11 protein-coding genes are annotated in these 16,304 nt (G+C 44.9%); 2 read left to right on the top strand and 9 right to left on the bottom strand.

The annotated features are described in order from the left end of the window. Positions 1–189: 189 nt before the first annotated feature. The 3 genes from pta to sps_RS28530 form a co-directional block, all read right to left on the bottom strand. On the bottom strand, positions 190–2,337 hold the full coding sequence (gene pta, locus sps_RS17595; protein ID WP_077755745.1) for a phosphate acetyltransferase: 2,148 nt from the start codon (positions 2,335–2,337) through the stop codon (positions 190–192). A gap of 125 nt (positions 2,338–2,462) precedes the next feature. Further along, complete coding sequence (ackA, locus tag sps_RS17590) at positions 2,463–3,659, bottom strand: acetate kinase (protein ID WP_077753703.1); 1,197 nt, start codon at positions 3,657–3,659, stop codon at positions 2,463–2,465. Between the two features lie 25 nt (positions 3,660–3,684). Beyond that, positions 3,685–3,834, bottom strand: a complete 150-nt coding sequence (locus sps_RS28530; RefSeq protein ID WP_169915815.1) for a hypothetical protein — start codon at positions 3,832–3,834, stop codon at positions 3,685–3,687. 17 nt (positions 3,835–3,851) lie between these two features. Between sps_RS28530 and yfbV the strand changes: the two genes are divergently transcribed. Beyond that, a complete protein-coding gene (gene yfbV, locus sps_RS17585) occupies positions 3,852–4,295 on the top strand; it encodes a terminus macrodomain insulation protein YfbV (RefSeq protein ID WP_077753702.1) in 444 nt (147 codons plus the stop codon). Between the two features lie 39 nt (positions 4,296–4,334). Here the strand turns inward: yfbV and pflA are convergent, their stop codons facing one another. The 3 genes from pflA to focA form a co-directional block, all read right to left on the bottom strand. Then, entirely contained in the window at positions 4,335–5,075 is a 741-nt protein-coding gene (gene pflA, locus sps_RS17580; protein ID WP_077753701.1) for a pyruvate formate lyase 1-activating protein, read from the bottom strand. Between the two features lie 98 nt (positions 5,076–5,173). After that, complete coding sequence (gene pflB, locus sps_RS17575) at positions 5,174–7,456, bottom strand: formate C-acetyltransferase (protein WP_077753700.1); 2,283 nt, start codon at positions 7,454–7,456, stop codon at positions 5,174–5,176. A 24-nt stretch (positions 7,457–7,480) separates the two neighbouring features. Continuing rightward, on the bottom strand, positions 7,481–8,362 hold the full coding sequence (focA, locus tag sps_RS17570; protein ID WP_077753699.1) for a formate transporter FocA: 882 nt from the start codon (positions 8,360–8,362) through the stop codon (positions 7,481–7,483). A 736-nt stretch (positions 8,363–9,098) separates the two neighbouring features. Between focA and yfcC the strand changes: the two genes are divergently transcribed. Further along, complete coding sequence (gene yfcC / locus sps_RS17565; protein ID WP_077753698.1) at positions 9,099–10,637, top strand: putative basic amino acid antiporter YfcC; 1,539 nt, start codon at positions 9,099–9,101, stop codon at positions 10,635–10,637. A gap of 90 nt (positions 10,638–10,727) precedes the next feature. Here the strand turns inward: yfcC and sps_RS17560 are convergent, their stop codons facing one another. From sps_RS17560 to sps_RS17550, 3 genes are all read right to left on the bottom strand, one after another. Continuing rightward, on the bottom strand, positions 10,728–13,418 hold the full coding sequence (locus sps_RS17560) for a TonB-dependent receptor domain-containing protein (RefSeq protein WP_077753697.1): 2,691 nt from the start codon (positions 13,416–13,418) through the stop codon (positions 10,728–10,730). Positions 13,419–14,095: 677 nt separating this feature from the next. Next, complete coding sequence (locus sps_RS17555) at positions 14,096–15,082, bottom strand: TDT family transporter (RefSeq protein WP_077753696.1); 987 nt, start codon at positions 15,080–15,082, stop codon at positions 14,096–14,098. 145 nt (positions 15,083–15,227) lie between these two features. Continuing rightward, positions 15,228–16,301, bottom strand: a complete 1,074-nt coding sequence (locus sps_RS17550) for a methyltransferase (protein ID WP_077753695.1) — start codon at positions 16,299–16,301, stop codon at positions 15,228–15,230. Positions 16,302–16,304: the final 3 nt, after the last annotated feature.

Genomic DNA, 16,304 nt, shown 5'->3' with positions numbered 1-16,304 from the left:
AGACTAGATGCATAACTTTTAAGTCTATGTTTAATATGGACTTAAAGTGCTGGTTAAAAAGTGACATATTGCCGTTTCGAATGATTTTTCGGTATCTGATTGGCTTTATTTATCTCCTTATCTAAAAAAACCTCTCGAGCCACAGGCTAGAGAGGTTTTTTGTTTTAAACCTTAGTCGATAGACTTGATTTAAGCTTGATCACCTTGTGATGCTTGAATCGCCGTCAGGGCGATGGTATAGACGATGTCGTCTACAAGAGCACCACGAGATAGATCATTGACCGGTTTACGCATGCCCTGAAGCATTGGACCTATGCTGATCAGATCGGCACTTCTCTGTACCGCCTTGTAGGTTGTATTACCGGTATTGAGGTCTGGGAATACAAATACCGTTGCCTTACCTGCTACTGGGCTGTTAGGTGCCTTAGACTGGGCTACATTTGGCATAACAGCCGCATCGTATTGCAGTGGACCGTCAATGATAAGGTCAGGACGCTTCTCCTTGGCAATCCGAGTCGCTTCGCGGACTTTATCCACATCTGAGCCAGTGCCAGAGCTGCCGGTAGAATAGCTGATCATAGCGACTCTCGGTTCGATGCCGAATGCGGCAGCTGATTCTGCAGACTGGATGGCGATATCGGCAAGTTGCTCTGCATTAGGATCCGGATTGATGGCACAATCTCCATAGACTAATACCTGATCCGGCATCAGCATGAAGAAGATAGAGGAGACGAGGCTCGCGCCAGGAGCGGTCTTAATCAGCTGCAAAGGAGGACGTATAGTATGGGCTGTAGTATTAATCGCACCAGAGACGATACCATCGACTTCATTTTGGGCGACCATCATGGTGCCTAGGACCATGTTATCTTCCAGCTGCTCACGAGCAACGACTTCAGTGAGTCCTTTGTGACGACGTAGATCCAGCATAGGCTCCACATAACGTTCACGGACAGTTTCTGGCTCGATAATCTCGACACCTTCGCCTAAGGTCACACCTTGTTGGCTTGCAATGCGTTCAATCTCTTCCCTATGACCAAGAAGGATACACTTAGCGATTCCTCGTTCGGCGCAGATACTGGCGGCCTCGATAGTGCGTGGCTCATTACCTTCAGGTAGCACTACGGTACGACGTGCAGCTCTCGCCAGCTCGGTAAGCTTATATCTGAATGCTGGTGGAGATAGGCGGTGCTCACGAGGAGAGTTCTTGGTGGCTGACTCGATCCAATGCTGATCGATATGACTGGCCACGAACTCCTGAACCTCTTCGATGCGCACTGCGTCGTCCACTGGTACTTCGTGATCGAAGCGCTGGATGTTGAGCGATGTCTGCCAGGTATTGCTGTCGATAAGAAATACCGGTAGTCCGGTTTCAAAGGCTTGTTCACATAGTGCCATTATCTCTGGCTCTGGCTCATAATTACCTGTGAGTAGTAGGGCGCCGACCTTGATGCCATTCATCGAGGCCAGACAAGCGGCGACGATAACATCTGAGCGATCGCCTGATGTGACAAGCAAGGAGTCAGTCTTTATGTGAGTGACCATGTTGGGAATACTGCGGGCACAGAAGGTAACTTTACGCAGACGACGAGTGTGCATATCACCTGCATTGATTATCTTAGCCCTAAGGTGCTTGGCAAGATCGGAAGCGCGAGGTGCAACCAGATCCAGGTTATAGGGCACGCTGCCTAAAATGCGCAGTGCGCTCTTACCCGGTAGTTGGAACATGTTTGCCGCATCGGGTCTTTGGATTTCCTGATGATCGAAAACTTCAGAAAGATCAGGACGTGTGCGTCCTTCCTCATCGACCGGGGCACCAATCTTATTGATTATGGCGCCTATAATGCGTTTGTTCTTCTTTCCGCCCCAAGAATTATGGGCTATCTCTAAACGATTCATCAAGGCCGTGGCGCTCTCGTTGCCAGGGGTGGCAACGAAGATGACATCGGCATCTAGCGCTTTAGCGACAGCATAGTTAACGTCGCCGGAGAAAGGATGATTACGGGTTTGTACCAGACCTTCTACGACTAGGGTCTCGGTCTCATCGGTAAATTCACTGACGCGAGCGATGATCTGCTCCATCAATACATCGATTTTATCGCCGCGAACTAAGTTTTCAGCGTGTTCCATCTCGAAAGGTTCGAGTGGATTAACCGTTGGAGACTTGCTCAGTACTGTGGTTGAACGTTCTGGACCAGAGTCTTGTGGGCGCTGTTGAGCGATAGGCTTGAAGAAGCGAACTTTCACTCCGTGATGCTCAAAAGCACGAACTAAACCTAAACTGATAGAGGTGAGACCTACACCTGTACCTATGGGGATTAACATAATATTGCGAGACATAAAGACCTCTTGGTGACGCTTGAATGGCATAATGTTAAATCTATTCATGCCAAACTTTAGCTTACTCAATGACTTGTATAGCAGGCTCGAAACAGAAATATCGCTTCAAGCCGACATGTATTAATTTACTTAAGCAGGCTCATGGCATCTTCTGCGATGACCCACTCCTCGTTGGTTGGGATGACTAAGGCGATAGGGCTCTTGTCTGTGGTTATCTGACCTTGCTTACCAAAACGTGCCGCCTTATTGCGTTCATCATCAAGCTCGAAGTTGAAGATTTGTAACAGGTCAAGCACCTTAGCTCGGATAAGATCTGAGTTTTCACCTATGCCACCGGTGAATACCAAGGCGTCCAGACGACCGAGAGGCACAGTATAAGAAGCGATGTATTTCGCTAAGCGATAGCAGAAGATATCCAGTGCCAAGGTGGCGCCTTTATGACCTTGTTGATAGCCTTCTTCGATGCCGCGACAATCATTGGTCAGTTCAGAGATCCCCAGTAAACCACTTTGCTTGTTCATCAGGTTGTTTACTTCATCTAAGGTGTAACCGAGACGGCTGACAAGGTGATGTATGATGGATGGGTCGATATCGCCACAACGTGTACCCATGACTAAGCCTTCCAGAGGGGTGAGTCCCATTGACGTATCGACACTCTTGCCGCCTTTGATGGCTGTGACCGAAGCTCCGTTGCCTAAGTGAGCACAGATGACATTGGTCTCTTCAAGATTCTTGCCGATGGCCTTAGCCGCTTCACGGCTGACAAACAGGTGGCTGGTACCATGCATACCATAACGACGTATGCTGTTTTCACGATATAGCTTATAGGGAAGGGCATAGATAAAGGCCTTCTCCGGCATGGTTTGGTGGAAAGCGGTATCGAACACGGCAACCTGAGGCAGACCCGGGAAGGCGGATTGAGCGGCACGAATACCTATCAAGTGAGCCGGGTTATGCAGTGGAGCTAAGGCGGCACAGTCTTCGATGCCTTGGACTACTGACTCGTCTATGATGACTGAATGAGTGAATTTCTCACCGCCATGTACTACTCGATGGCCGATAGCCTTGATTTGCTCAGCAATTTGCGGGTGAGCACTTAAGATATTCTTGACGATATATTCTACCGCCTCACGGTGAGCAGTGAACGCGCCTAGGTTGGCAGCTTGCTTCTCACCTTTGACTTTCCACTTGATACGAGAGTCTTCTAGTCCAAAACATTCAGCAAGACCTGAGATCTGGTCATCGCCCGTAGAGGCGTCGATAACCGCAAATTTTAATGACGAGCTACCGCAATTAAGTACCAATACCAGTTTGTTTGACATGTTTAAACCTTTTGTAATGCTGTGATTATTTATCACTGAACAATATGACTTCATTGGCAATAATAGCCGAAGTCGCTAGAAGTGCTCCGATGTCGGAGCCAGGAACTACTGATTTAGCTATCGCAAGGCCTTGGGGCTCTATTGCAGCATGTGCTATGGTAAAAGCAGTATCCATATAAATAGGTGTCTTAGTTGAGCATTCAAGTTATCAAAACTCTGGGCGATGGTCGTCGATATATGAAGACTTGGCCTATGGTCAGACAACTTAGTTTTTACTTTCCCGAATATCGGGTTATCAGGGCGACTCAGCTCGCGGTGACCTTGATGCCAGTGCTTGCTCTCTTGGCTGCTACGAGTCAAGTCTATATCCATGGTTGGACTTTCTTGCCCCAAGCAATCACTATTGCCCTGTTTTTTCTTAGCCTACCCGTTCAAGGTCTGCTTTGGCTTGGTTGGCGTGCTCGCCACCCCTTACCTCTGTCTTTACTCGATTGGTGCGATCAACTGACCGCGAAATTATCGAGTATGGGAGTCAAGCATAGTCCCCTTGGTCCAAGAGCCTGTTATCTCGATATGGCACTTTTATTAAAGGCAGCATTTGAACGATTAGATAATACTTATTGGGAAGAGCTTTAATTTTATTGCTATAACCGAAACGAATATCTTTAATTACTGCTAGTAAATGGCCTTGATCCCAGCGTCTACAAAGACCTTTTTAATCTGTTCCATGGTTTCACTCGATGGTGGTGAAATATTATCGAGTTGATAGGTTTCCCCCATGGCTTCCCATTTGTGTTTTCCTAGCTCGTGATAGGGCAGTAGCTCCACTTTTTCAATATTAGTCATTGGTTTGAGGAAGTCGGCCAGGCGTTGCGCCGCAGGGATATCATCGGTAAAACCACCGACAACCACATAACGTATCCAAGTTTTTTGTTGTTTTTTATTCAGATACTGTGCGAACTCTAAGGTGCGGTGGTTGCTGACCTGTGTCAGGTCGATGTGTCTTTGATCGTCTATATGTTTAATATCGAGCAGAACCAGATCGGTATTGTCGAGTAGTTCATCTATGATAGGCGTATATTTGCGTACAAATCCGTTGGTATCCAGACAAGTGTGAATACCCTCTTGCTTACATTCTGCGAACAGGGCAGAGACAAATTCCGCCTGCAATATGGCTTCGCCGCCACTGGCGGTCACACCTCCTCCGCTGGCCTCGAGAAAGGGGCGATAGCTGATAATCTGTTCCATGAGTTCTTTTACTTCGACTTCTCGTCCACCATGAAGATCCCAGGTATCGCGATTATGACAGTATTGGCAACGCATCAAACAACCTTGCATAAACGTGATAAACCTTATGCCTGGCCCATCTACGGTACCAAAGGATTCCAGTGAGTGGATCCGACCTTTTACTGTCATTGTTTCTCCTTAATTTTGCTAAGTCAGGCTGAAAATCATGTGATTACAGCCTGACTCTATTTACGTTAACTAGGACTTATCTAGAGAAGATAAGCTCATTACATTCCCTTAGTAAAGGTACGTGTTATAACGTCTTGCTGCTGCTCAGGTGTTAAGGCGTTGAAGCGTACAGCATAGCCTGAAACTCGGATAGTGAGTTGAGGGTACTTGTCCGGATTGACTATGGCATCTTCAAGCATTTCACGATTCATCACGTTAACATTCAGATGTTGACCACCCTCACGTGACTCATTATGAGAAAAGTAGCCGTCCATTAGTGCTGCAAGGTTAGTACGTCGCCCATCTTCATCTTTACCCAGTGCATTGGGTACGATAGAGAAGGTATATGAGATCCCATCTTGTGCATGGGCAAATGGCAGTTTAGCTACTGAAGTCAGAGAAGCTACGGCGCCTTTCTCATCACGGCCATGCATAGGGTTAGCACCCGGTGCAAATGGTGCACCTGCTGGACGTCCGTCAGGTGTAGTACCTGTCTTCTTACCATAAACCACATTAGAGGTGATGGTCAGGATTGACTGAGTAGGTATGGCGTTGCGGTACATCTTCATGTGACGAATTTTCGCCATGAAACGTTCGACCAGATCACTGGCTAAGTCATCGACTCGTGCGTCGTTATTGCCGAATTTAGGATAATCACCTTGGATGTCGAAATCGACGGCGATACCATTTTCGTCACGAATAGGCTTAACTTTAGCGTACTTAATCGCAGACAGTGAATCGGCGGCGATAGATAAACCTGCGATACCGCATGCCATAGTACGGCGTACATCACGGTCATGAAGTGCCATGAGGGCTGCTTCATAGGAGTATTTGTCATGCATGAAGTGGATTGCGTTGAGTGCAGACACATATTGAGTGGCTAGCCAGTCCATCATGGTATCCAAACGGCCCATAACATCATCAAAATCTAACACTTCTGATGTGATAGCATCAGACTTAGGACCTATTTGGGTCTTAAGCTTCTCATCTACACCACCATTGATGGCATAAAGCATAGTCTTGGCCAAGTTAGCACGAGCACCAAAGAACTGCATATGCTTACCGATAACCATAGGGCTGACACAACAGGCGATGGCGTAGTCATCTGACTCGAAGTCCGGACGCATAAGGTCATCATTCTCATACTGGATAGAGCTAGTGTCGATAGAGACCTTAGCACAGTATTTCTTGAAGTCTAAGGGTAGTTTATCAGACCATAGTACTGTGATGTTCGGCTCTGGACTCGCACCCATGTTGTACAGAGTATGCAAGAAACGGAAGCTGGATTTAGTGACCAGGGTTCGGCCATCTAGACCCATACCGGCAATCGATTCTGTGGCCCAGATGGGATCACCTGAGAATAACTCATCGTATTCTGGCGTACGTAGGAAACGAACCATACGTAGCTTCATGACGAAATGATCTACCATTTCCTGAGCTTGCTGCTCAGTCAAGGTGCCATTTTTAAGGTCACGTTCGATGAATATATCGAGGAAGCTTGAAGTACGGCCAAGAGACATGGCGGCACCGTTTTGGCTCTTCACTGCGGCTAGATAACCGAAGTAAGTCCATTGAATCGCTTCTTTAGCATTGCTTGCAGGCTTAGATATATCAAAACCATAACTGGCAGCCATTTGTTTCATCTGACCTAAGGCTTTGTGCTGCTCGGCAATTTCTTCGCGAAGTTGCATGGTAGCACTTAAGTCTTCACCGGTTTCGAAACGCTCTTGTAAGGAGCCGAATTGGGCGAACTTGTCTTCCAGCAGATAATCGATGCCATAAAGGGCAATACGGCGGTAATCACCGATGATACGGCCACGGCCGTAGGCGTCGGGTAAACCGGTCAGAATACCTGATTTACGACAACCCATGATTTCTGGGGTGTAAATATCGAACACACCTTGGTTGTGAGTCTTACGAAGCTCAGAGTAAACATATTTAATTTCTGGGTTCAGTACGCGATCGTATGCTTTGCATGAGCCTTCTACCATACGAATACCACCGTTAGGCAACATGGCACGCTTAAGCGGTGCTTCTGTTTGAAGGCCTACAATGGTTTCGAGTTCTTGCTCGATATAACCGGCTTCATGGGAAGTGATGGTCGATACCTTGTCGGTATCAAAATCCACAGGTGCATGAGTCTGATTTTCTTGCTTGATCCCAACCATCACCTTGTCCCAAAGCTTGGTGGTCGCTTCGGTCGCTTCGGCTAGAAATGACTCATTGCCTTCATAAGGGGTGTAGTTAGTCTGTATAAAGTCACGAACATTGACTTGAGATTTCCAATCGCCGGCGGTGAATCCTTCCCATGCGTTGGCAAATTGTTCAGTTTTTTCGGTCATAGCGCAAATACCTTCTGTTAAGAATTAAGCTTGGTTATCGTTGTGTGCCTTCGCAAGTGCGGGGCGGCGATAAACAAACCAATAAGTGAGTCCTACGAAAATAGCGCCGCCCACAATATTACCTAAAGTGACCGGGACGAGATTGTGGAGTATAAATTGACTCCAAGTTAAATCAGCAAACTGACTAGGGTCTATACCAGCGTTTGCCCAAAAATCGGGTGTTGCAACTTGCTTAGTAAAAATGGCCATGGGAATAAGAAACATGTTAGCGATGCAGTGCTCAAAACCTGCGGCGACAAACATGGCGACGGGTAATACAACAGCAAGCAATTTGTCAGTGACGGTACGGCCTGCATAGGCCATCCAAACGGCGAGGCAGACCATGACATTACACATAATACCTAAGGCAAAGGCTTGTCCGAATGTGTGGTGCATTTTAGCTTGCGCTGTCTGTAAGTAACCTAGGCCAATTAGCCCATGTCCCGCTTCATAATGCTTAGCGCTGATCATCAAGCCCACAAGCACCATGGCACCGATGAAATTACCTAAATAAACTAAGCCCCAGTTGCGCATTAAGGCTTTGGTGGACACTCGTTTACTTGCTCTGGCTGTAATGGTTAAGACTGTTGAAGTGAATAACTCACCACCTAAGATAACCACAAGCATTAGTCCAAGGCTGAAACATAAGCCGCCAATGAGTTTATTGAGCCCGTAAGGAAGGGCGCTACCACCTGCAGTAACGACAACATAGAACACAAATGCCAAACCGATAAAAACACCAGCAGTAGCAGCAAGTAGTAACGTTGATATTGTGTCGCGATTGACCTTAACGACTGCAGCATCTTCAACTTTCTTAGCTGTTGTGGCTGGTGTGCTAGCATCAAATGGGCTTGGATTATTATTCATTTTTGCTTTTACCTATGCCTTTGCTGTGAAGCTATTTTAGATAATTAATCTAATATAAATTTGATTGTTAGTTTAAGGAACCTTTACTTGTGTAAAGAGGTTCCTGATATAGCTAGTATAAAAATTTTGTAATTATATTTCGTGACCTTGGTCAATTTTTGGAGCTAAATTGGTTAAAACTGTAATTCGTTTACACTTTATGAGACCACTGCTGTATGCGTCTTACCTGAGATAAATGCTGCATGACTTATCTTTATTTTTAAATGGTAAGACCAATTTACCGTAAAGATTTTAGCACGGACTGAAACTAACAACACTGATTGTCATCGGCTTCCTGCTTGGATTGTTTAGATTTGCGAGCAAGGTAACAATTGTATAGGTGTGCCTAGTAAAGGGATGTTTTAGGCACGTAAATTGCTTGACATCTTTTGACGATCACTCGTCTTATGGTAAACAGTAATTAATATGAAGGTTTTCTTTGTTAATTGTCAGTAAGATCGACTTGTTAGGTTGCGCCTCGAGTTTTCCCCTAATAATCTTATTGGCAATAAGAGTGTTGCAAAAAGTTGCTCGTTAGCGGACTACTTTCACTGTCGGCTGGCGGTAGTGACAATGATAATTCGATAATGGGCTTATAATTTTAATCTTGAAAAATGCTTCTTTGTGTTATCGCTTTGAGGCAAGTGTTAATTTAGTTTATATTGCGGCCATATTATAAGAATAAATGGCAGTAGATATGGACCAGACTAGCTCCCTCGGTAAAGAACAAAGCGCTAAACGTATTTCCACATGGCAGATGCCTGACACCTTAGTCATTATCTTCTTCGTGGCCTTAGCCGCGGCATTATTGACCTACTTTGTCCCTATCGGGGCCTTCGATACACTGGAGGTTAGCTATGTAGCCGATGGTGTTGAAAAGTCTCGAGTGGTTGTCGATCCAAATTCATTTCAATATAGCCTAGACGATCAAGGCGATCCTAAGCTGCAACCCGTGGCCTTATTCGAGGGTAATGGCGGCGCAGGATTTTTCAATTTTGCCTTTGAAGGGCTTGTATCTGGCTCTAAATGGGGCAGCGCCATCGGTGTCATCATGTTTATGTTAGTGATCGGTGGCTCCTTCGGGGTCGTGATGGCTACAGGCACCATAGATAACGGCATCTTAAGGCTTATCGATAAGACCCGCGGCAATGAGATGTTGTTTATTCCTGCGATATTCAGTTTGTTTTCCCTCGGTGGTGCCGTGTTCGGCATGGGAGAGGAAGCTATTGCCTTCGCGATAATTATCTGTCCTCTGATGATAAGACTTGGCTACGATGGCATAACGACTGTGATGGTGACCTATGTGGCGACGCAGATAGGGTTTGCCAGTTCCTGGATGAACCCATTTAGTGTCGCAATCGCACAAGGAATAGCCGGGATCCCCGTACTGTCTGGTTCGGGTATGAGGGTTATCATGTGGGCTGGATTCACCCTGATGGGGCTAGCATTCACTATGAGCTATGCTAAGAAAATCAAACAGACGCCTTCGCTGTCCCATAGTTACCACTCGGATGCTTATTTTAGAGAGAACCAGAGTAAGGCTAGTTTAGATAGTCGTTTTAATATCGGAGATATCTTAGTGCTACTGGCGATTGTAGCAACTGTCGCTTGGGTTATCTGGGGCGTGGTGACTCAGGCCTGGTTTATTCCCGAGATCGCTAGCCAGTTTTTTACTATGGGTATAGTGATAGGCGCGATTGGTGTGATGTTTAAGCTGAACGGCATGACAATCAATAATGTGGCGACTAGCTTTAAGCAAGGCGCAGCCACTATGTTGGAACCGGCTGTGTTAGTCGGCTGTGCTTCAGGCATTCTTATCTTGCTCGGCGGCGGAGGCCCAACTGAGCCTAGCGTACTTAATTCTATTTTAAACAGTGCCGGAAACGTTATCGGCCAATTACCTAATGCGCTTTCAGCCTGGTTCATGTTGCTGTTTCAGTCGGTGTTTAATTTCTTCGTGACTTCTGGATCGGGACAGGCAGCTCTGACTATGCCTTTAATGGCGCCATTGGCCGATATTGTAGGTGTGACTAGACAGGTATCCGTACTTGCTTTTCAGCTGGGGGATGGCTTTACAAATGTCTTGGTACCGACATCGGCATCCTTGATGGCAACCTTAGGTGTTTGCAGGGTTGATTGGGGAGACTGGCTTAAGTTTATCTGGCGCTTTATGCTTGGATTGTTTGTTGTATCAAGTTTAGTGGTCGTGGGGGCACACTATTTAGGCTTTAGTTAAAGCCAGTATGATATTAGATAGCTTAATAGAAAAACGGCATCAAATGATGCCGTTTTTATGTTTAAAATCATATTAACTGAGTTAAATGATTTAAAACTTTACTTCACCTTCTAAGAAGAACTCACGACCGCGAGCGTTATAAACGCCACGTGGATAATGAGGCCATGAACTATCTGTTGGGTCGAAGTTAGGACCTGCATCAAACAAGTTAATCACACCAGCCTGAACCTTGATGGCATCAGTGATGTTGTAGCCTGCGGTAAGGTTCCACTTAGTCATAGAGGCAACTTCATGAGCGCTTTCGTCAAACGCTTCACCAGCATCTGTCGCAGACTTCTTAAATGATTTGTAAGAAACACCGTGCATACGTGCGGTGTGATAAGCACCTAATGTTGTTTCAAAATCTTCGATGTAGTAACCAAGTATCAAGTTTGCACGGTACTGAGGTAAACCACCATCATCGATATCATCATCTATATCTGCAGTAGGATCTGTCTGACCCTCAGATAGAAGAATGTATGTGCCCTGGAAATTTAACTTAAACTCACCTAGGTCATTTAGATCCCAGCCATAGCCTGCTGTAAAATCAATACCACGTACTTTTTGGTAGGCTAAGTTCATTGCGACTGCGTTGATATGAGTGATGGTCCCATCTGCGTCACGCGTGAGCATATCTTCATATGTATCATATTCACGAGCGGCTTTACTTGTGCTGATATCACTCACCATATCATCCAGCTTCCACTCCCATAAATCAAATGAAGCATTGAGTGAATCGCCACCCCAAACCGCACCGATATTGGCTGTGTAACCCGTTTCGGCTTCCAGATCTTTATTAGCACCCGTTGTGGTATCGATATGAAGTTCGTTACAGATCTCGTTGATCTTAGGATCTGAATTAGGCTGAGCAGGGGTTCCTCCCATAGCTTGACACTGTTTAAAGTCAATAACTTGGTTGAAGCCTTTAGTTGCATCACCATAGACACGATGCATATCAGGTGCGCGGAATACGCTTGTTGCCGATGCACGGATTAACAACTCATCCATTGGACGATATTGAACGGTGATCTGTGGAGAAACATTACCACCGAAATCACTGTATTCATCGTAACGTACTGCGACATCGACAGTTAGCTGGTCCAATACAGGCATGCTTAGTTCTGCATAAGTTGCCCAGTATGAACGATCGCCTGCTCCTGATGAACCTCCAGTTGTAAGGATGTTACCTTTAGCTGATTCAGAATCAGATTCGCTCTGGTAATCTTGCTCTGTGTACTCGGCGCCAAATGCGAATAGGGCTTCACCAGCTGGCATGTCGAAAGCGCTACCAGTAATGTTTGCTTGTACATTTTTCTGCGTCGACTGTGCACGTTCAAATGGTGTATATGAAGCGGCTTCAACATCTTCAGATGAAATGTTTTTCAGCAAAGAGTTGCCATTTTCACCGGCTGTGATGTAGTCGAACATACCGCCAACAGTTGCGTAACCGCCACGGAAAACATCAACGTTTGTACGACCATAGTTTACAGACGCATCCCAGTTATAATCTTCGAAGACTACGCCTTCAAGGCCTGCCGTGAAGAAGTAATTACGGGTCTTAGTTTCGCCTGTACGGTTACCAAATTCGTGCAAACGGCGAACATAGTAGTATTTGCCATCTTCAGCGTTAGCGAAATCACCGCCTAAAACTGTAGTTTTGTTGTTAAACGTTTTCGTTAGATCACCAGATGAAACCGTAACATTGCTGCCATCAACTGTTACGTCGTAATCGTTGATTGCCATAGGCTCGATACGAGTAGTCGATTTTGCTTCTGCAAAGTCTAGGCGACCGACAAAGCTCACATCGTCTGACAGTTCATAGTTGAAGTTAGTAGAGCTGATAAAACGAGTGCGTTCCGGCTCTAGATCGCGCCATTGTGAGCGGTCAAAACCACAACGTGTATTGCCAGCATCCCAAAAGAAGCCACCGGCAGTACATTCATCTGGAGTCAGTTGGCGAGCACCAGTTCCGCCAGCTATACGAGCGCCATATGAACTGTAATTAGAAAAATCACTATAAGGAACTTTATCTGTGTGAAGACCGAAGTTTTCACGATCCGTCGCCTTTAGCTGTTCAGTATTAGTGAACTCGATAAAGGTAGATACGTTGCCGCGATCCGATGATGCGCCTAGAGATAGTGCGATACGATCACTTCCTCCACCACCTTCAAAAGTATCGCCATGGCGATACTTAAGTGCTACGCCCTCGAAATCTTTTTTCAAGATGATGTTGATCACACCACCGACAGCATCGGCGCCGTATATGGCTGAGCCACCAGATTTTAATACTTCGATACGTGCTACGGCTTCCATTGGAAGGTTGGCAGTATCGACGAAGTTGTCAGTTCCGTTAGCAGGCTTAGGATACTGATTTAGACGCTTACCATTGATCAGTGTCAAGGTGCGGTTAGCACCTGCATTTCGTAAGCTGATTGAAGATGCAGCAGGTGTGAAACCGTGAACCGATTGGCCTGTCATTGCACTTGTAGTGGAGGTTAGGCTCTGAAGTGCATCTTGAATATTGGTAAAACCTTGTTTAGCCATATCATCGGCACTTAATACGGTAATAGGCGTAGCCGTTTCCATGTCGGTACGCTTAATACGTGAGCCCGTTACTTGAATTCTTTCTACTGATTCATCTTCACTTGCAGCGAATACAGCTGGCGCAGTTAATGCGGCAGTTGCAGCACCACTAATTAATGCAAAACGCACAGCTTTAGCCATTTTTGAGTTTGGCAGCATTTTGTTCTCCCTGACACTTATTATGTTTATTAATAATTTGGTGTTTAATTTTTATTTTGGTGTTTGGTTTTTATATAGCAACGAATACAGCAATGTGTACGCTTGTTAATAAGGCTAGGCGAATACTAAACAATGTTGCTAGAGGTGGGATATAAGCACGTAGTGGTAACATCTGCAATAGTGTGTAAGTGAAGGGGGTTAACTCTGCCCGTTACGTTTTAATAACACACTTAGCCGCTCAACTTAACATCTCGTGTTGGTGTGAATATGTTAATCAATATGTTGAGTGGTAATTGTGAGCGGATTATTATTATTTGGCTATTTATTGTTCTGGTTTAATTTGTGTACGCTCGCCTGCATGTTTCAGGTTGTTAAATCTTTAACATCTATTTAATTAAAAGATAAGATAAAAAGTGTTCAGTTGAAACAATTGTAGTCATATTGTGATTCCGATCACTTTTTTCACTCTCCTTTTTTGAATTTTATTTGTTTAAAATACAAGCGATTTTACACGTTTGATGTACTTGTAAATAATTTTAATGTGTTGTTTTTATTATTGGCAAAATAAAAATGTAAGGGGTTGAGGTCAGCCAACATAAGCTGATGGCTGGGATAAATACTCACTTAGTGTACTGATAAAGGATCAAAAATTGTTTTCTTTGATACTACTACTCTATTTATGCTTTCCATCCATTAGGACTGTAATGAGATAAATAACGATATGCGACATATATGACCACTGCCGTTGCAATAAACAGTTCTCCCTTAGCGGCTTGCTCGATAAAATGGGTGAATTGATTGGTTCCATAGGTCTCAGTTAGCCAGTAGTAGGTTTTAAATAGCGCTGTCGCCCCTATGACCATGGGGAAGGTAAATGCTGCATACCCAGGTGAGAAGGGGAGTCTTAGTAGATGAAAGAAGGCCAAGTAGATAACCGATGTCATCAAGATTGCAATACTTAGTAGCAGTGCGACAACAACAATTGAAGGTTGGCTACTGATAGTTAGGTAACCAGCCAAAGATAAGCTAGCTGGAGCAGCTAATATGGCGATGGTTGGTTTAGCCGCATCGGCGATAGGGGCACAAAATATCAAACGATATAGCATGATTGGTAGCATTATTAGGTAACACAACATACCGAAGTTTAATGTGCCGTTGGCAATCCATTGAAGGTTCTGAGTGGCTGTGTCTGCATTACTCGGGAAGCTGACGGCTGCGACTATTATCCCAATAGGTGGTACAAACCAGCTTGGCACCATATGCTCCAATTTAAAATCTATTGCTCTATAGAAAACGAACATACTCAAAAATACAAGGTGGATGAGTATGGCAAGTAACCAGATTATTTGACCTGTAGATGCTGAGTATTGACCAATGGAATTGGATATAACCATAAGTGCCATGGCAAAAGTTGGGATCACGCTGCCAATCACTGGATGGGTGAGCTCTTCTTTTAAAATTCTTGGATGAAGTACAAATTTGATGACGAGGCTTGCCAGCAAAATGGCCGCAATAGCTGCGCTTATTGTTTGACCGCGACCGTCCATAGTTGGCAACATGCTTTCCCATGCCCAACCTAGGCTCGCAATAGCGAGTGCTAAGCCCGCCATAGGGCTAGGTAAACGTGAGGCGCTATTAGAGAGCTGTTTAAGAGTAGATTTCATTTCTATTCCCTAGTAATTAAGTGATGACTTAATGTTAAGGGAATAGAACGCTTAAAAATATTTGATTCTATTTACTCATGCATTCAATTTAATTTAATCGGTAGAAACCTAGCTACTGATTTCTAGCTTTCAATACTGATTAGTATTAAGGCTTCAGTTTACAACGAAGCAAGGTATGCCCCAGCCCAATATCGTCGATATCTTCATCGACATACAGGCCTGCTTGCGAGATAAGTTTTAGCATATCTTTAGAGTGGTACATCCTACTGTCGCCATTGGCCATGGCAGTGAAGTAAATAGACGTGGCATTGACGCAGTACGCGCCTGCTTCGAACGGTTGTCTGTCCCAGTAAGTTTCTAAAATGCATAGTTCACTCTGCGTCGTCATACTCTGGGCAGTTCTTTGCAGAATGCTTAAAATTTGCGCCTTAGAGAAGCAATCTAAAAATTGGCTCATCCAGTATAGGTCGCCCTCGGGACAGAAAGCTTGTGACTGGTCTAAAAGATTGCATTCAAATCCATTAACCCGGCTGGCTACACCTTTATCTGCTGCATTTTTTAATGCGACATTGAGTTGACCTGGAAGATCCATAATAGTGACATTTACGTCACTGTTGTAGCCAGTACATGCCAAAGCCCATTTACCTGTATTACCACCAACATCGATGATATGTTTAGGATCGCTTTTAAATATTAGTGGTAGCAGTTGGCCAAAAGCATGATCTGAATAGTAGTGATCGAACTCGAACCAACTCTGTTTTACTTTCTCGGGTAGCTCACTGAGAGTGGGGTAGATAGTGTCCCAGTCCCCGAATACTGATAATCCCTTTGGCTTCCCTTCGACGAGTGACGCCTCTAACTCAAATAGACCTTGGTAGCAGACATCATGGACAAAGTTTAGATTAACCTTGGCCATATCGTCATTCAATAAGAAGTTACCTATTTTATCTATATGATAGTATTCATCTTTATTCCAAATCAGTCTCATGCTTAGGCCCATATCCAGTAATACACTCACGGCGTATTCGGATAACTGAGTGCTCAGTTGAATTTCTTCGAGTAAACAGCCTGATTTACCCGCGGCATCTATCTGCTCTAATATGCCAAACTTTAGTAAACAGCGTGCAACTTGAAAGCTGATGGGAGCGAAAGCGATTTTTTGTGCTTCAAATTTAGCATCGAAAGCACTGATATCCTGTGGAGATTGATAAAAAGGCATAAT

The organism is Shewanella psychrophila (assembly GCF_002005305.1).
In the GTDB taxonomy this organism is placed as follows: Bacteria; Pseudomonadota; Gammaproteobacteria; order Enterobacterales; family Shewanellaceae; genus Shewanella; species Shewanella psychrophila.
The sequence above is the reverse complement of the archived record's forward strand: the minus strand, read 5'-3'. Positions and strand labels throughout refer to the sequence as shown.